The organism is Microbacterium sp. Cr-K20, assembly GCF_000708325.1.
In the GTDB taxonomy this organism is placed as follows: domain Bacteria; phylum Actinomycetota; class Actinomycetes; order Actinomycetales; family Microbacteriaceae; genus Microbacterium.
The window spans coordinates 79612-96758 of record NZ_JARE01000082.1 but is presented as its reverse complement, the minus strand read 5'-3'; the positions used below and the strand labels follow the sequence as shown (position 1 = coordinate 96758).

Genomic DNA, 17147 nt, shown 5'->3' with positions numbered 1-17147 from the left:
ACCGACCATGGCCGAGAAAGAGAAGAACTTCAGCGCCGAGGAACGCGAAGCCATGCAGGCCGCCGCGAAGGAGGCCCGCACCCGTCGTTCCCGGGCGAAGAAGTCGCCCGAAGAGCTGCGCGCCGCGGGTGAGGCCGACATCAAGGAGGCGATCGAGAAGCTGACGCCCGAAGACCAGGCTCTCTCGAACAAGCTGCACGCCCTCGTCTCCGAGGTCGCCCCTGAGCTCGTGCCCCGCACCTACTACGGGATGCCGGCGTGGGGTCGCGACGGCAAGGTGCTCTGCTTCTTCCAGCCCGCGAGCAAGTTCAAGGTGCGCTACGGCACGTTCGGTTTCGAGCCCATCTCGAACCTCGACGAGGGCACCGTCTGGCCGACCGCCTACGCGGTCACGGATCTCACGAAGGCCGACCTGGAGTTCCTCGCGGAGCGCATCCGCGTCGCGATCAGCTGACGCCCCTGCCGAGATGGGTGCGCGGCCACGGGCCGCGCACCCTGTCACTCAGCCGTTGATGACCTGCGGCACGGCGACCGACTTGAGTCCCTCGACCCCGAACTCGAGGCCGTAGCCCGACGACTTGTGGCCGCCGAACGGGATCATCGGATGCACACCACCGTGCGAGTTGATCCAGACGGTTCCGGCCTGGATGCGCGCGGCGACCCGGCGCGCCTCCTCCCGCTCACCCCAGACCGACGCCCCGAGGCCGACATCGAGGCCGTTGGCGCTGGCGATCGCCTCGTCCACATCGGTGTACCGGATGATCGGCAGCGCGGGACCGAACTGCTCCTCGTCGACGAGGGCCACCCCGTCGGTCACGTCGGCGACGAGCGTGATCGGGTAGAAGAGCTCCCCGAGCTCGGTCGCGGGTGCACCGCCCGTGACGATCCGACCGCCGTTGCGCGCCGCGTCGTCGACCAGGTCGCGCACGATCTCGAACTGGGCGCGGTTCTGCAGCGGACCGAGCACGTTCTGCTCATCCAGGCCGTTGCCCATCGGGGTCTGCCGAGCGACATCGGCCAGTGCGTCGACGACCTCGTCGTAGACCGAGTCGTGCACGTAGAGGCGCTTGAGCGCCGCACACGTCTGTCCCGTATTGATGAACGCGCCCCAGAAGAGGTCTTGCGCGATGGCGGTCGCGTCGACGCCCGGCAGGACGATCCCCGCGTCATTGCCACCGAGCTCGAGCGTGAGCCTGGCGAGGTTCTGCGCCGAGCTCTCGACGATGCTGCGCCCGGTCGCCGTCGAACCCGTGAACATGACCTTGCCGATGTCCGGGTGGGAGGCGATCCTCGCCCCCACCTCGCGGTCTCCGGCGACACCGATGAGCACATCGCGGGGGAGCACCCGGTTCATGACCTCGATCAGCGCCAACACACTCAGCGTCGTGTATCCGCTCGGCTTCACGACGACCGTGTTGCCCATGCGCAGCGCCGGAGCGATCTGCCAGATGCCGATCATGAGGGGCCAGTTCCACGGTCCGATCGCACCGACCACGCCGATCGCGCGGTAGTGGAGCTCGGCATGGGTCTCACCGTCGTCCACCACGGTCTCCGGCTCGAGGGGCGTCGCGGCGGCGGTGCGCAGCCACGCGGAGCACGCGCCCACCTCGAAGCGGGCATTCGGCCCGTTGAGCGGCTTGCCCTGCTCGCGCGAGAGCAGCCGGGCGAGCGGCTCGGCGTTCGCGTCGATCGCATCGGCCACCTGGTTCAGGAGCGCACTGCGCTCCGCATGGCCGAGTGCATCCCACCCGGGCTGCGCCGCCTTCGCCCGCGCGACCGCGGCGTCGAGCTCCTCGACCGTATGCACGGGCGCCCGTCCGATCGGTTCGCGCGTCGCCGCGTCGACCACTTCGCGGCCCTGACCTTCGGGGGCGCCGACGCGCTCCAACAGGGCGGCCTCGTCCAGAACCGGGGCGTTCTCCGACATCACTGTCTCCTCACGATGGGGTGCGCGACAGGTTCATCGCGCAGTTCGAGTCTGTGCTCGGGGGTCGAGCGGAGTTTGACTGCCCGTGCGGCGCGCTTGCCGGTCCGTGACCGAAGAGCGCGGACCGGGCTCAGTGACCGCCGCCGCGGTACGCACCGACGGTCGCCAATCGGTCGAGGTGCGCGGCCAGCGAGAAGTGCGGGTCGATGCCGGCATCGCTCGGCCGCGTGGCGAGCCGCGCAGCCCATTCCCCGAGCACGGGCGCGAACTTGAAGCCGTGACCCGAGAGACCGGTCACCGTCACGACCCGCTCGCTCTCGCTCACGTCGACGATGGGGGTGCGATCGGGTGTGTAAGCGCAGTGGTGCACGCTGGAGCGCACGGGCTCGGGGTTCAACGACGGGAAGAACTCCTTCGCCTGCTGCCCGATCTTCGCGAGTTCGTGTCGCGTGTACTCCCGCGGAACCTCGTCGACATCGCGGGCGACCGGCCAGGTCGGGTTGCTGCTCGCCTTGATCGAGTATCCGTCGAGGCTCGGCGCCCCGAAGAAGTGCACGGGGCCCACGTCGCGCAGGAACGCGGGGAAGCGCTCGGGGAGGAAGTCGGCGATGTCCGTGGGCATGAACCAGGTCAGCCCGAGGACCTGCAACCGCAACAGGTCGTGCAGCCGGGGGTCCAGCCGTGTGGACCAGGAGCCGGAGGCGAGGATCACGGTGTCAGCGCGGATCGCCTCGGTCGGGGTGCGCACCACCACGCCGCCCGGTTCTTCCTCGATCGCGAGCACCGGGGTGTGGAAGCGCAGCTGCGCACCGGCCGCCTCGGCGAGATCGAGCGCAGCCATCAGCGAGACCTCGGGACGGATGCCGCCGCCGTGGTGGTCGAGCACCCCGACGTCGCCGTCGTGCACGTTGTGCTGCGGGTGGGCGCGTCGCAGCTCCTCGGTGTCGTAGAGGGTGTGCGGCAGGTCGAACTCGCGCACGGTGTCGAGGGTCGTGCGCATCTCCATCCGGTCGGGCTGGGCGATCGACAGGGCCCCCACCTCGAGGTAGAGCTCCCGGCCGGACCGCTGCTCGAGTTCACGCCACAGTCGCCGCGACTCCTGCAGCATCGGCACGTAGCGCCCGCCCTCGTGATAGGCCGTGCGGAAGACCCGAGACTCGCCGGCGTAGGAGCCGCGGTCGTGCACCTTGCCGTACTGCTCGATGCCGATGACCTCGACGTCGTCACGCTGCGACAGTCGCCACGCGGCGAGCGCACCCACCGCCCCCAGCCCGACGATGACGATCCGCTTCCTGACCTGCGCACTCATGGGAACTCCTGACGAATGATCGATGGGGGACGGACGCCGGTCATGCGAGAGCCGGAGTGTCCCAGAGCAGCAGCTCCGTGCCGATGCCCTCGGCCATCGCACGCCGGTAGACGACGGTCCCCCACGCGACGTCTTCCACCGGCATCCCGCCGACGGAGTAGAGGAAGATGTCGTCCTCCGTTCGGCGTCCCTCTGCCTGCCCGCTCATGATGGCGGGGAGGTTCTCGAGAGCCTCGTCGCGCACGTCCCCCGAACGGATCCGATCCAGCAGGTACATGCCGTGGAGCCCGATGTGCTCGTGCGCCGGGTGCGGCACCTCTTCGCTCCACGCCTCGTACAGCCCACGGAAGTCGGCGACGTGTCGCGCTCCGTGGAGCAGTTCGTCGTCGATCATGATGTCGGCGGGCAGGCTCACCAGCGCACCCGGTTTGAGCCACCGCTTCTCGATCCGCACGTAGTTCGCCGAACCGGCCGGCGTCGTGGGGGCGACCGTGACCAGATCGCTGTCGCGTACGGCATCCTCCACACTGTCGACGACCGTGACCGTCGTGAACTGGGGGTACTCGCGCCGCACCCACTCCACGAAGGAGTCGATGCTCGATCGGCTGCGTCCGGCGACCTTCAGGGTGTCGAGCTCGGGGCGCACGGCCACGAAGGCTTCGAGCGTCGTGCGGTTCATCACGCCGGGTGCCACGATGCCCACGCTCCGCGCATCGGGGTTCGCGAGGTGGCGGGCACCGACTCCCGGCACGGCGCCCGTGCGATACGCACTCAGCAGGTTCGCCGACATGTGCGCGAGTGGCGCGCCGGTGTCCTTGTCGCTCAGCGTGAGCATCAGGATCGACCGCGGCAGACCGTTCTCGCGGTTGGCCATGTTCGACCCGTACCACTTGCAGCCGGCCGTCTGGAAGGTGCCGCCGAGGTACGCCGGCATCGCCATCATCCGGCGATGGGGTCCGTCGAGCGGCATTCCCTCATGAGCGGATTCGGCGGGGAAGGTGACCATCGAGCCGTGCGAGTTCCCGTCCGGTCCGCCCATCCGGTAGTCGCCGTCGTCGACGAGACGCAGGGTCTCCTCCATCACGTCGACGCACAGCCCCATGTCAGTGACGCCGGCCGCGATCGTGTCCGGCTCGGACAGATACCGGAAGGTCAGTCTGGTGTCAGTGGTGCTCACAGGTTTCCTCTCGTCGCGTCGACCACCGGCTCGGGCTCGCCCAGGATCGGAGCCTCCGGCAGCTCGGTGCCGTGGCCGATCTGGCGATAGACCTCCGGCCGCGCCCTGCGCAGCCACAGCGCCCACACGACGGCCAGGGCCGAGGGCACGAGCAGCACAGCGGGAAGGATGAAGGTCGTCGGGGTGGACTCGGCCTGACCGAGCAGCACATCCCAGTTCAGAAGGATCAGCACCCAGACGATCGCGAGCGCCACGAAGGCGATGATCGGCGCGACCAGCCTGCTGCCGGCGCCCACCTCTCGGCTGTCGCGGCGGAAGAAGCCGATCACCGCGACCGAGACGAGCACCAGGAGCAGCACGAGTCCGAAGGCGCCGAGGTTGGTGAGCCAGGTGAAGAGCGTGATCACCGGGTACGGTCCGTTCTCGGGGTTCCAGCCCTGCTCGCCGATCGCGAAACCGACGATCACGATGACCGCGATCGCGGACTGCAGGAGCGACCCGGCCCACGGCGCACCGCTGCGAATGCGGACGGTACCCAGCACCCGCGGCAGCACGCCCTCGCGACCGAGCGAGAAGGCATAGCGGGCGACCGCGTTGTGGAAGCTGACGAGGGCGGCGAACAGGCTGGTGATGAAGAGGATCGACATCACATCGACCCAGATGACGCCCAGGTGCTCGGCGACGAAGTTGAAGAACAGCGGAGGACCGGCCTCTTCCGGCGAGATGCCCGCGGGGTCGGTGATCTTGCTCGGGCCGACGGCGAGCGCGAGCGCCCACGAGGAGATGGCGTAGAAGATGCCGGAGACGCAGACCGCGAGGAACGTCGCACGCGGGATGGTGCGCTTCGGGTCCTTGGACTCCTCGCCGTAGATCGCGGCCGACTCGAAGCCCATGAACGCGGCGATGCCGAACGCGAGGACGGCCCCGACTCCCGGGACGAACAGCGCCGAGGGGGTGATGGGGGCCGCCGTGAATCCCTCGGCCGGGTTCCGGAAGGCGAACAGGTCGAACACGATCACCGCCACGAACTCCAGCGCGACGAGCACGCCCAGCACCTTCGCCGAGAGATCCACCCGGTGGACTCCGAGCACGCCGACGAGCACGATCGTGAGGAGGACCCAGACCCACCAGGGGCTCGCCCAACCGGTCTTCGACTCGATGAACGAGCTGATCTGGAACCCGAGCATCCCGTAGATGCCGATCTGCATGGCGTTGTAGGAGAGGAACGCGAGCACCGAGGCCCCGACGCCGGTCGGGCGACCGATCCCCTGCGCGACGTACGCGTAGAACGCGCCGGCATTCGTGACGAACCGGCTCATGGCGGCGTAGCCGATCGCGAAGATGCCGAGTGCCACCGCGAGCACGATGTAGCCGAAGGGGATGCCGTCGACGTGCGTGACCGCGTAGGCGCTGGTCACTCCGCCGGCGAGCACGGTGAGCGGCGCGGAGGCGGCGATGATCATGAATGCGACCGCGAAGACGCCGAGGCGCCGATGCTCGGCCGTTCTCGTCGTCGAGGTTGTGGGAGTGGACGTCACCATGGCACAGCTCCTTCGATGCTCGGGTAAGTCCTCATACTCGCCAGGGGGAGCCGTCGTCGATTGACGGCGAGAGCAGAACACTTGTCTACGCGGGCACAGCGCACGAATGCTAAAATGCAGCATCGTATATGATCGGCCACAGTGAGGTGAGCCCTGATGCAGAGTCTGTCGTTCCTCGACTACCGCCATGCGGTCTCCCGCGCCGTCGTCGCGCTGGACGTGACAGCGCCGGAGCAGGATCGCTTCCAGGGTGCGATCGATGCCACCGCTGCCGGCGACATCCACGTCTTCGCGATCGACGCCGACGGGCACGGCGTGCATCGCACTCCCTCCCTCATCTCCCGTGCCCCGCAGCAGTACTTCAAGTTCTCCCGCATCGAGCGCGGGAGCGGCATGATCGTGCAGGACGGACGCGAGACCGCACTCGGCAGCGGCGACATGGCGCTCTACGACACCGACCGTCCGTACTCCCTGCTCTTCGATGACGCCGTGCAGATGTCGGTGGTGATGTTCCCGAAGGTCCTCCTCGACATCCCCACGGAGGACACCAGCCGCATCACCGCCACACGCCTCAATGCCGGTGGAGCGCTGGGTGCGATGGTCGGTCCCTACCTCGGCTCGCTCGCGGAAGGTGCACACCACCTCGACAGCCGCATCGCCCGACGGATGCTGCGTACCGCCGTCGACATGCTCAGCACCGTGCTCGAGGCGAACCTCGTCGCGACCGACGGTCCGGTGAGCGCACATTCCACGACGCTGACGCACATCCTCACGTACATCGACGTGCACCTCGCCGACAGCGAGCTGTCTCCGTCGCAGATCGCGGCGGCGCACTACATCTCGGTGCGGCATCTGCACTCGATGTTCAGTGAGCAGGGCGCCTCGGTCTCCACGGTCATCCGGCGACGCCGACTGCAGCGCTGCTACGACGCGCTGACCGACCCGTATCAGGCGCACCGCTCCATCGCCGAGATCGCGATGAGTGCGGGCTTCGTCGATGCGGCGCATTTCAGCCGTGTGTTCCGCGCCCAGTACGGAGTCCCGCCCCGCGCCGTGCGCGCCGGTTGACGCCGGGTCCACGGAACGCGGGTGCCGTCGCGGGTACCCGCGCAGTAGCGTGGAACCCGTGAGCACACTGCCCTTCCCCGCCTCCGTGTACGCCGCCCGCCTCGCCCGCGCCGCATCCCTCGCCGCCGAATCCGGGCTGGATGCGATCATCGTCGGGCCTGGCCCCGACCTGCAGTATCTGCTGGGCGTCGAGGGCGACACGATCGAGCGACTGACGGCCCTGGTGATCGGCCCCGACATCGCTCCGACGGTCGTCGTGCCGCGGATGGAGCTCGCGAAGGTTCGCACCACCGCTGTCGGTGAGCTCGGACTCGCGGTCGCCGACTGGGTCGACGGCGAAGACCCGTACGCGCTCGTGACCGAGGCCGTGGGTACGGTCTCCCGCGTCGGCGTCTCGGATGCGCTGCCCGCGCTGCACGTCGTCCCGATCGGCGAGCGTCTCGGCGTGCGTCTCGAGCTGACGACACCCGTGCTCCGCGAAGGACGCATGATCAAGGATGCCGAGGAGATCGCCGAACTGCGCCGAGCGGGGGACGCGATCGACGCGGTGCACCGCCGCGTGCCGGAGTGGCTTCGGGCCGGACGCACCGAGCGCGAGGTCGCGGCCGACATCGCGGAGGCCATCGTGGCGGAGGGCCACCGCACGGTCGAGTTCGTGATCGTCGGCTCGGGCCCGAACGGTGCCGACCCGCACCACGAGGTCTCGGACCGGGTGATCGAAGAGGGCGACGTCGTCGTGGTCGACATCGGCGGTGCGGTGCCGAGCGGCTACAACTCCGACAGCACGAGGACCTACGTCGTCGGCAGCCCTGACCCCGAAGCGGCCGAGCGCATCGCGGTTCTCGTGCGGGCGCAGCAGGCCGCGGTGGATGCCGTTCGTCCGGGGGCGACGGCGGCACAGGTCGACGCGGCCGCGCGGGACGTGCTCGCGGCTGCGGGTCTCGGCGAGGCGTTCCTGCACCGCACCGGCCACGGCATCGGCGTCTCGGTGCACGAAGAGCCCTACATCGCGCCCGGCAACGACCTGGTGCTGCGGGAAGGGATGGCGTTCAGCATCGAGCCGGGCATCTACTTCGCCGGCGCGTGGGGCGCACGCATCGAGGACATCGTGATCGTCACGGCCGACGGCGGCGAGCGGCTGAACGTCGCGCCGCACGAGCTCGTGTCGGTGGGTGCGCACGCGATCGGCTCCTGATGGACGACGTACCGGCGCGGCCGCAGAGTCCCCAGAAGATCTCCGCCACCCACGGCGGTCTCATCCACGAGGTGAGGATCAGCTGGTGGCAGACCGATGACTGGCAGTGGGTGGTGGTCGTGAACTCCCCGGAGCTCGGCGCTGTCGAGCGGCAGGCGAACGATGCTTTCGAGGCGCTGTGCCTGTTGCGGGAAGACCTCGACCCGCGCGGGTGGCGGTTGGGGGTCGCCGGTGCACGGGCCGACGTCTGGCCCAGTGGCATGGCGCGCGATCAGGGTGGTGGTCTGAGCGCGTACCGGCTCGGCGCCGCTGGTCCGCAGGACCTCGTGTTCACGTTCAGCCCCGTGGATCCGACGACCGTCGCTTCCGTCGCAGAGCAGCGCACGGCGGCTGACCGCTTCTTCTCGAAGTTCGGCGGCGGCGGGCGTTGAGCCCGCATCCACCGCGGTAGCATCAGCGCATGCGCCGCCCCCGCAAGGTCTCCTCCGCCAACGCGTCGCCGGCGACACGTGCGCGGTACGCCAAGCGTCGGACGAACCGACTCGCCAAGGTCGACAACGACCTCACCGACGCCCAGTGGCACGACCTCATGGATGCCTGGGGCGGATGCGCCTACTGCGGCGGCGAGGGGGCCGCGTTGCAGCGCGACTGCATCCAGCCCATCTCGCGCGGCGGCCGCTACACGCTCGAGAATGTCGTCCCTGCCTGCGCATCCTGCAACGCCAGCAAGCACAACGACGAGGTGACCGGCTGGCTTCGCCGGAAGAAGCTCGACGAGCGCACGTTCCTCGTCCGGCAGGCGACGATCCTGCGCGATCTGCGTCCGGTCGAGTGAGGCCGAAGCGCGTGAGCGCTGAGGTCTCGTCCCGCGCAATCGTCGGGTCCGTCCCGAAGACGGGAGAAGCTCCTGGGGGCCGAGCACTGTGCGTGCTACGTCTCCAGCATTCAGCCCGTGAGGATCGCTTTGCGAAGCACAGCTTCGATCTGTGATGCCCGTAAGGAAACGCGCCCGACGTTCGCATAGTGAACGGCCTTATGCAGAGGGGACCCCGTCTGCTCCACCAGATCCCGAAACCGGACGGCATCTGGATGCTTGGCCGTACCGGAAAGCCAATTGTGGGCATGATCCCCCAGAGCGATGAGCAATGGCGGACGGCCATGGTTCGCACGCGTCAGGACTTCGAGCTCGAAGCTGAGCACCGCCAGACCGTTTTCGATCGCAGGGTGGGATCGTCCGTCGAACGCTCTTGCGAGGTCCGGTCCATAGGGCGTGGGCGCCAGCTTGAACACGTCCGTGATGTACGGCGCGGGGTACTCCCCTGGAAGCCCTGCGTCGAAGGCCGCGAGCTCGACGCTCGCTCGGAGGAAATGGTCGGTAGACGTCGGCCCTGGATGATGGAAAGGGGCGAAGTCAGCGGACGTGGGATCCAGACTGCTACCGGCGAAGTTGAGACCCAGAAGCGCCACGCTCGGAGTGAGCGGATAAGGTGAGGCCTCGAAACCGGCCCGGTCCGTGTGAGCGATTCGCGTGAGGTCGGCGATAGTGGCTTTCAACCCCGCGGCACTCGTTGCTGAGGAGAGATGCCGGTTCTCTGCGGTGATGCGTGGGGCAGCACCGCAGGGTCCCCAGTGTGCCCACGATGAAGCTTGCCCCAGACGCCATTCATTCGGATCGAGCTTGTCATTGGTTATGTCGTGCTCGCGCAGTTCAACGTATGCGTCATAGCTGAGCCCTGGCAGGGTTCTGTGCGTGTCGGGCATCCGGCACCTCTCATGTCGTCAGTCTCGACGCTACTAGCCTCGATAACCATCGGAGATCTGCTGCGGTGGCCTTCCCTTTCCGACCCGGAAACCGGAGAAGCCCCCGGCAACTGCCGGGGGCTTCTCGATCCTGTGGAGCCTAGGAGATTCGAACTCCTGACATCCTGCTTGCAAAGCAGGCGCTCTACCAACTGAGCTAAGGCCCCGTGAGGGAATTTCTTGAGTTAAAGGGTGGGGCTACCAGGACTTGAACCTGGGACCTCTTCATTATCAGTGAAGCGCTCTAACCGCCTGAGCTATAGCCCCGTCAACCTCCAAGACTTTACCGGAGAAACACGGAAAATCCGAATCGAGGGGGAGGACCCCGGAGAGTCCCCACCCTCGACGGTGTTCAGCGGCCGGGACGGATGGTCGCGGTGCCCGCGGAGAGCGACACGTCGATGGTCCTTCGCGCGCTGGAGCCCTCGTCGACCTTGGCGTTCAATGTGCCGGCACTGACGTCCTGGGTGATCGCGTACTCGACGTCCGGCACGGTCAGATCGAGCGTCCCGGCATTGACCTCGATCGTCGTCTCCGAGGGTGCCGTGCCGGTCAGCTCGACCGTGAGATCGCCCGCAGAGACGCCGAGGTCGGCGCGGATGACGCCGTCGAGGAGGATGTCGGCGCGACCGGCGTTCATCTCCGCGTCGAGCTCTCTGGCCGACCCTTCCACGTCGAGGGCACCGGCGTTGACGCGCACGTCGAGCACTCCGAAGTCACCCACGACGTCCAGGCTGCCCGCGTCCAGATTGAGATCGGCATCCAGCGCATCGTCGCGCAGGCTCTCCGGCAGCGTGAGGACGGCGATCTCCTCATCACCGAACCAGTTGCCGAACCACCAGCCGAACACCCCGTCGGGGCTCCGGACGATCAGTTCGTCACCGTCGCGGTCGAATGTCCACGCGGTGCCGCGGCCGTTGGTGATGGAGAGCTGTGCCTCATCGACATCGCCGAACTCGACTCGCATGGTGCTCGCATCCGCATCGACGTCGATCCCCTCGATGCCGTCCACGCCCACGGTCTGCACCGAGTCCGGACGGCTCGAGGACACGATGTTCCCGGCCGCAGCCGCAGCGGCCGTTCCTCCGGCACCGAGCAGGGCGATGCCGCCGACCACGGCCGTGATGACCATGACCACCGTCGTTCCCGAGGAGCGACCGCCCGAAGCACCGGGCGGGGGAGGCGTCGGAGCCGCCGGCGGGGCGGGCGTCGAGGGTGTCTGCGTCTGTGGTGCGGAAGCGGGCGGGGGAGAAGCGGGCGGCGGGGTGAGCGGGGTGTGCTCGCCCGGGGCGCCGTTGTTGTCGGTGGTCATCGTGCCACTCCTGTCTGGCCGGTCGGCGGCGTCGGGCCACCGGTGTTCTCGATGTGGGCGAGGGCGGCGAGCACGCGGCGGTTGCCCGACTCGTCCTGCTCGAAGCCCAGCTTCTGGAAGATGGCGGTGATGTGCTTCTCGACACTCGCCTCGGAGAGGAAGAGGAGACCGGCGATCGCCTGGTTCGACTTCCCCTCCGCGATCAGCGCGAGCACGGTGCGCTCCCGTTCCGTGAGACGCATCATCCTGTCGTCACGGTTGCGCCGCGTGAGCAGCTGCGCCACCACTTCGGGGTCGAGCACCGTGGCCCCCTCGGAGATGCGCTGCACCGAGGCGAGGAACTCCGAGACGTCGGCGACGCGATCCTTGAGCAGGTATCCGAGCGGACCACCCTGCGCCGCGATCAGGTCGGAGGCGTAGCGCTCCTCGACGTACTGCGAGAGCACGAGGATGGCGAGCGACGGATGCGTCGACCGGAGTCCGAGCGCCGCGCGGATCCCCTCATCGGTGAACGTGGGAGGCAGCCGGACATCCAGGATGCACAGGTCGGGTGCCGTGGTGGCGACGGCCTCGTCGAGGCCCTCGATGTCGGGGAGAGCGGCGACAACCTCGTGGCCGGCGTCCTCGAGCAGACGGACCAGTCCTTCGCGGAGGAGAACGGAGTCCTCGCAGATCAGGATGCGCACGGTACGTTCACCTCCAGGCTGGTCGGTCCGCCCTGCGGACTGTCGAGGCGGAACGTCCCGCCGGCGGCGAGGATGCGGTTCGCGATGCCGTCGAGGCCGCCACCCGGCTGCACCTGCGCGCCGCCGATGCCGTTGTCCTCGACCCGCGCCCAGAGCGTGTTCCCCTCGCGGAGTCGTACGATGACTCGGGCCTCACTGGCCCGAGAATGCTTCGCGGCGTTGGTCAGTGATTCCGCGATCGAGAAGTACACGGCGGCCTCGGCCTCGCGACTGCATCGTCCGTCCATGCGCACATCGAGGTGCACGGGGATGTGCGATCGGCTGGCGAGGGCCGACAGCGCGGCGTCGAGGCCGCGGTCGTCGAGCACGGACGCGTGGATGCCGCGGGCGAGCTGCCGCAGCTCCGTGATGGCCGCCTTGGTCGATGTGTGTGCTTCGTTGATGAGTTCCTTGGCAGTGTCCGGGTCGCTGTCGATCTTCTGCTGAGCGAGCCCGAGCGTCATGCCGACGGAGACGAGCCGCGGCTGGACGCCGTCGTGCAGGTCGCGCTCGATGCGCGTGCGCTCCAGATCGGCGGCGCGGACCGCTCCTTCCCGCTGGGCGGTCGAGGTGCGGACGCGTTCGGTGAGCTCCGTCTCCTTGCTGCGGACGACGATCGCCAGTGACAGCGTGCGGTGCAGCAGCGCCAGGCCGATCATCCCGACCACGGAGGCCGCGATGCCGAGGATACCGACCAGCGGTGCCCAGGCGACGGGGATGCCTCCGCCGCCGAACGGTCCCATGACCGCGTCCGCCGCAGTGAGCGGGGCGAAGGAGATGATGATCGACCACACCAGGCTCCAGGCGAGCCGCAGCACGATGAAGCCGAGCACGGCCGAGATGGCGAAGTTCGCGACCGCTCGCCACATGCGGGGGTCGATCGCCTGGCGCCCGAGGGAGCGCAGCCAGCCGACGAACCCGGGGCGGTCGCGCTGCTGCAGTCGCAACGGGGTGATCGGGGTGCGGTAGAGGGCACCGACACGGGCGACCTCGAACCACCCGAGTCCGTACAGGGCGTACACGAGCCCGACGAGGAGCACGAGGCCGATGCCGGCGGCGAAGAGCAGACCGAGGCCGGTGCCGAGGAGTCCGCCGAGCATGCCGAAGATGGCGCCGCCGAGCGCGCCGACACCTGCGAGGTGCAGGATCGTGAGGAAGATGCGCAACGGCGGCTTCACCGCCGTGGCGGGAGCCGGGGTCGCAGTCTGAGTGGTCATGGTTCCAAGGTACGGCGGGGCAGACACGCATGACACCGAGTCAGCCGGACACTCCGCTTCGGGTTTTCCATAACCCGTCGTGGGTGCTTTCCGCCCCTATCGAGCGCGATGTCCATCTGCTTCACTGGCTGCATGGCAGCCCACGAAGGTGAACCTCACGGCGCAGGTCTCGGCCAACGACTGAACTGGTTGCGCGCGGGAGTGCTCGGCGCGAACGACGGCATCGTCTCGGTCGCCTCACTGGTCGTGGGCGTGGCGGGCGCGACGACCGACAACGCGGCCCTGCTGACCGCGGGGATCGCCGGACTGGTCGGCGGGGCGATCTCGATGGCGCTCGGAGAGTACGTCTCGGTGAGCAGCCAGCGCGACAGTGAACGCGCGCTGATCGCGAAGGAGAGTGAGGAGCTGCGCACCATGCCGGCCGCCGAGCTGGCCGAACTCACCGAGCTCTATCGCGACCGGGGCCTCTCCGAGGAGACCGCACGTCAGGTCGCCGAGGAGCTCACCGCACACGATGCGCTCTCCGCCCACCTGGAGGTCGAGCTGGGCATCGACCAGGACGATCTCGTCAATCCGTGGCACGCGGCGCTCTCTTCGGCGGTCGCCTTCACGCTCGGAGCTCTGCTCCCGCTACTCGCCATCCTGCTGCCGCCGCCCGAGTGGCGTGTTCCGATCACCTTCGTCGCCGTCCTGATCGCCCTCGCGATCACCGGTTCACTGTCGGCGCGGATCGGCGGGTCCCCGCCCCTGAGGGCATCTATCCGACTGGTCATCGGTGGAGCGCTCGCTCTCGCCGCGACCTGGCTGATCGGCACGCTCCTCGGCACGACCGGCGTCGTCTGAGCGCCGAGCACACCGGGGGACGACGAAGGGCGGATGCCGCAGCATCCGCCCTTCGGAAATCCGGTTCGAGGATCAGTTCGACATGAACCCGACGAGCAGTCCGCCCGTCACCTTCACCGCGAGGTTGTAGATCCCGGCGACGACGGCGCCGAGCACCGTGAAGACGATCAGGTTCAGGATCGCCACGACCGCGGCGAAAGCCATGACCTGCGGCAGACCGACGACCTCCGACAGCACGAACTCGTTGCCGGTGATGCCGAGCAGGAATCCCTCAGCGGTCTTCATGATCCCGGTCGCCTGGAGCACCAGGAAGATCAGGAAGAACGCCACCATCGTGACCACGGCGAGAGCGACCGCTCCGAGGAACGAGAGCTTCACGGCCGACCAGAAGTCGACGTAGACCAGACGCAGGCGGACCTGCTTGCCACTGGTCTTGCGTGTCGACTTCTTCGCCAGCTTGTCGGCCACTGTACTCATGCGTCTGTATCCTCGGGGGTCTCTGTCGTCTCAGGTGCCTGGGTCTCGGCATCCTCCGCATCGGCCTCGTCTTCGGCGAGGCCACGCTCGCCATTACGGGCGATGGCGAGGATGCGGTCGGCCTCCGTCGTCCGGGCGAACACCACTCCCATGGTGTCTCGACCCTTGGCGGGGACCTCGGCCACGGCAGAGCGTACCACCTTGCCGCTGGAGAGAACCACCAAGACCTCGTCGTCCTCGGCGACGATCAGACCACCCGCGAGAGTGCCCCGATCGTCGTTCAGCTTGGCGACCTTGATGCCTGTTCCACCGCGTCCCTGGACCCGGTATTCCTCGACCGCGGTGCGCTTCGCGTAGCCGCCGTCCGTGACGATGAACACGAACTTCCCGGGGGCGGCGACCGACGCCGACAGCAGGCAGTCCTCGTCGATCTTGAACTTCATACCCCGCACACCGGCCGTCGCCCGACCCATCGGACGCAGCGCCTCATCGGTCGCCTCGAAGCGCACCGACATGCCGCGACGGCTGATGAGGAGGATGTCGTCCTCGGCGTTCACGAGGAGCGCGCTGACGAGCTCGTCCTCGTCGTTCAGACGGATCGCGATGACGCCGCCTTGACGGTTGGTGTCATACGCCTCGAGGCGGGTCTTCTTGACCAGACCCTCGCGCGTGGCCAGCACCAGGTAGTCGGCGACCTCGTAGTCGCGGATGTCGAGCACCTGCGCGATGCTCTCGTCGGGCTGCAGCGCCAGCAGGTTCGCGACGTGCATGCCCTTGGCATCGCGTCCGGCCTCCGGCACCTCATACGTCTTCGCGCGGTAGACGCGACCCTTGTCGGTGAAGAAGAGCAGCCAGTGGTGCGTCGTCGTCACGAAGAAGTGCTCGACGATGTCGTTCGCACGAAGCTGCGCGCCCTTGACCCCCTTGCCGCCACGGTGCTGGGAGCGGTAGTTGTCGCTGCGCGTGCGCTTGATGTAGCCCTCGCGCGTGACGGTGACGACCATCTCCTCCTCGGCGATGAGGTCTTCCATCGAGACATCGCCGTCGAAGCCGTGCAGGATGTGCGTGCGGCGCTCGTCACCGAAGCGGTCGACGATGCCGGTCAGCTCTTCACGGATGATCGTGCGCTGACGGCCCTCGTCGGCGAGGATCGACTTGTAGTCGGTGATCTGTGCTTCGAGCTCGTTCGCCTGGTCGATGATCTTCTGACGCTCGAGTGCAGCCAGACGGCGCAGCTGCATCTGCAGGATCGCGTCGGCCTGGATCTCGTCGATGTCGAGGAGCTCCTGGAGTCCCTCATTCGCATCGGCCGTGGTCTGCGACCGACGGATGAGCGCGATGACCTCGTCGAGCGCATCGAGCGCCTTCAGGTATCCGCGCAGGATGTGCATGCGCTTCTCGGCCTCGCGCAGACGGAACTCCGTGCGCCGGACGATCACCTCGATCTGGTGCGTGATCCAGTGCGTGATGAAACCGTCGATCGCGAGCGTGCGCGGCACGCCGTCGACGATCGCGAGCATGTTCGCGCCGAAGTTTTCCTGCAGCTGCGTGTGCTTGTACAGGTTGTTCAGCACGACCTTCGCGACCGCGTCGCGCTTGAGCACGACGACCAGGCGCTGACCCGTACGGTCGGAGGACTCGTCACGGATGTCGGCGATGCCGGTGATCTTGCCGTCGCGGGCGAGGTCACCGATCTTCACCGCGACGTTGTCGGGGTTGACCTGGTAGGGCAGCTCGGTGATGACGAGGCAGGTGCGCCCCTGGATCTCTTCGACGTTGACGACGGCGCGCATCGTGATGGAGCCGCGGCCCGTGCGGTACGCCTCGTGGACGCCCTTGGTGCCGAGGATCTGCGCGCCGGTCGGGAAGTCCGGACCGGGGATGCGCTGGATCAGGCCGTCGAGCAGCTCCTCGCGGGAGATGCCGGGGTTGTCGAGTGCCCACAGCGCCGCGGCCGATACCTCGCGCAGGTTGTGCGGCGGGATGTTCGTGGCCATGCCGACCGCGATACCGACCGAGCCGTTGACGAGCAGGTTCGGGAAGCGGGCCGGCAGGACCGTCGGCTCCTGAGTCTGACCGTCGTAGTTGTCGGTGAAGTCGACCGTGTCCTCTTCGATGTCGCGCACCATCTCGAGCGCGAGCGGGGCCATCTTGGTCTCGGTGTATCGAGGAGCCGCGGCGCCCATGTTGCCGGGAGAGCCGAAGTTGCCCTGGCCGAGAGCCAGCGGATACCGCAGAGACCACGGCTGCACCAGACGCACGAGGGCGTCGTAGATCGCCGAGTCGCCGTGCGGGTGGTACTGGCCCATGACCTCGCCCACCACACGGGCGCACTTCGAGAACGACTTGTCGGGGCGGAAGCCGCCGTCGTACATGCCGTAGATCACACGGCGGTGAACCGGCTTGAGGCCGTCGCGCACGTCGGGGAGGGCACGCCCGACGATGACCGCCATGGCGTAGTCGAGGTAGCTGCGCTGCATCTCGAACTGGAGGTCGACCTGGTCGATCTTGCCGTGGTCGTGTTCCGGCTCGGTGCGTTCTTCGTCAGTCATCAAT

16 protein-coding genes and 2 tRNA genes are annotated in these 17147 nt (G+C 68.0%); 6 read left to right on the top strand and 12 right to left on the bottom strand.

What is annotated here, in order from left to right; genetic code table 11:
- Positions 1-7 precede the first annotated feature (7 nt).
- Positions 8-454 carry a DUF1801 domain-containing protein gene (locus GZ67_RS0119050; protein ID WP_029264187.1) on the top strand — a complete coding sequence of 149 codons (447 nt, stop codon included), beginning with the start codon at positions 8-10 and terminating at the stop codon, positions 452-454.
- Positions 455-502: 48 nt separating this feature from the next.
- Here GZ67_RS0119050 and GZ67_RS0119045 read toward each other — a convergent pair whose 3' ends face one another.
- From GZ67_RS0119045 to GZ67_RS0119030, 4 genes are all read right to left on the bottom strand, one after another.
- On the bottom strand, positions 503-1927 hold the full coding sequence (locus GZ67_RS0119045; protein WP_029264188.1) for an aldehyde dehydrogenase family protein: 1425 nt from the start codon (positions 1925-1927) through the stop codon (positions 503-505).
- Between the two features lie 130 nt (positions 1928-2057).
- Positions 2058-3236 (bottom strand): N-methyl-L-tryptophan oxidase, encoded by a 1179-nt coding sequence (solA, locus tag GZ67_RS0119040; protein WP_029264189.1) that lies wholly within the window; start codon positions 3234-3236, stop codon positions 2058-2060.
- 40 nt (positions 3237-3276) lie between these two features.
- Positions 3277-4413, bottom strand: a complete 1137-nt coding sequence (locus GZ67_RS0119035) for a tyramine oxidase subunit B (RefSeq protein ID WP_029264190.1) — start codon at positions 4411-4413, stop codon at positions 3277-3279.
- The gene (locus tag GZ67_RS0119030) at positions 4410-5954 is read right to left on the bottom strand and encodes an APC family permease (RefSeq protein WP_051662646.1); all 1545 of its coding nucleotides are present in this window, start codon (positions 5952-5954) and stop codon (positions 4410-4412) included. Before GZ67_RS0119030 ends, GZ67_RS0119035 begins: the two co-directional genes overlap by 4 nt.
- A 156-nt stretch (positions 5955-6110) precedes the next feature.
- Here GZ67_RS0119030 and GZ67_RS0119025 point away from each other — a divergent pair, with 156 nt between their 5' ends.
- The 4 genes from GZ67_RS0119025 to GZ67_RS0119010 are packed head-to-tail and all read left to right on the top strand — an operon-like array spanning position 6111 to position 9052.
- On the top strand, positions 6111-7022 hold the full coding sequence (locus tag GZ67_RS0119025; protein WP_029264192.1) for a helix-turn-helix domain-containing protein: 912 nt from the start codon (positions 6111-6113) through the stop codon (positions 7020-7022).
- A gap of 58 nt (positions 7023-7080) precedes the next feature.
- A complete protein-coding gene (locus GZ67_RS0119020) occupies positions 7081-8217 on the top strand; it encodes a M24 family metallopeptidase (protein WP_029264193.1) in 1137 nt (378 codons plus the stop codon).
- The gene (locus tag GZ67_RS0119015; RefSeq protein ID WP_051662644.1) at positions 8217-8648 is read left to right on the top strand and encodes a hypothetical protein; all 432 of its coding nucleotides are present in this window, start codon (positions 8217-8219) and stop codon (positions 8646-8648) included. Before GZ67_RS0119020 ends, GZ67_RS0119015 begins: the two co-directional genes overlap by 1 nt.
- Positions 8649-8677: 29 nt before the next feature.
- Positions 8678-9052, top strand: a complete 375-nt coding sequence (locus tag GZ67_RS0119010; protein ID WP_029264195.1) for an HNH endonuclease — start codon at positions 8678-8680, stop codon at positions 9050-9052.
- 110 nt (positions 9053-9162) lie between these two features.
- On the opposite strand, the gene GZ67_RS20680 is transcribed toward GZ67_RS0119010, so the two are convergent.
- The 6 genes from GZ67_RS20680 to GZ67_RS0118980 form a co-directional block, all read right to left on the bottom strand.
- A complete protein-coding gene (locus GZ67_RS20680) occupies positions 9163-9978 on the bottom strand; it encodes a hypothetical protein (protein ID WP_136025802.1) in 816 nt (271 codons plus the stop codon).
- A 133-nt stretch (positions 9979-10111) separates the two neighbouring features.
- Positions 10112-10184 (bottom strand) — tRNA-Ala (locus GZ67_RS0119000).
- Positions 10185-10210: 26 nt separating this feature from the next.
- Positions 10211-10284: transfer RNA gene (locus tag GZ67_RS0118995), tRNA-Ile, on the bottom strand.
- Positions 10285-10369: 85 nt separating this feature from the next.
- Positions 10370-11329: a hypothetical protein gene (locus GZ67_RS0118990; RefSeq protein ID WP_029264197.1), complete on the bottom strand. Its 960-nt coding sequence runs from the start codon at positions 11327-11329 to the stop codon at positions 10370-10372.
- The gene (locus tag GZ67_RS0118985; protein ID WP_029264198.1) at positions 11326-12015 is read right to left on the bottom strand and encodes a LuxR C-terminal-related transcriptional regulator; all 690 of its coding nucleotides are present in this window, start codon (positions 12013-12015) and stop codon (positions 11326-11328) included. Before GZ67_RS0118985 ends, GZ67_RS0118990 begins: the two co-directional genes overlap by 4 nt.
- Positions 12003-13271, bottom strand: a complete 1269-nt coding sequence (locus GZ67_RS0118980) for a sensor histidine kinase (protein ID WP_029264199.1) — start codon at positions 13269-13271, stop codon at positions 12003-12005. Before GZ67_RS0118980 ends, GZ67_RS0118985 begins: the two co-directional genes overlap by 13 nt.
- 132 nt (positions 13272-13403) lie before the next feature.
- Here GZ67_RS0118980 and GZ67_RS0118975 point away from each other — a divergent pair, with 132 nt between their 5' ends.
- The gene (locus tag GZ67_RS0118975; protein ID WP_036304393.1) at positions 13404-14114 is read left to right on the top strand and encodes a VIT1/CCC1 transporter family protein; all 711 of its coding nucleotides are present in this window, start codon (positions 13404-13406) and stop codon (positions 14112-14114) included.
- A gap of 72 nt (positions 14115-14186) precedes the next feature.
- Here the strand turns inward: GZ67_RS0118975 and GZ67_RS0118970 are convergent, their stop codons facing one another.
- Entirely contained in the window at positions 14187-14591 is a 405-nt protein-coding gene (locus GZ67_RS0118970; RefSeq protein WP_029264201.1) for a DUF3566 domain-containing protein, read from the bottom strand.
- Complete coding sequence (gene gyrA, locus GZ67_RS0118965) at positions 14588-17143, bottom strand: DNA gyrase subunit A (RefSeq protein WP_029264202.1); 2556 nt, start codon at positions 17141-17143, stop codon at positions 14588-14590. The genes GZ67_RS0118970 and gyrA overlap by 4 nt, the downstream gene beginning before the upstream one ends.
- Positions 17144-17147 lie beyond the last annotated feature (4 nt).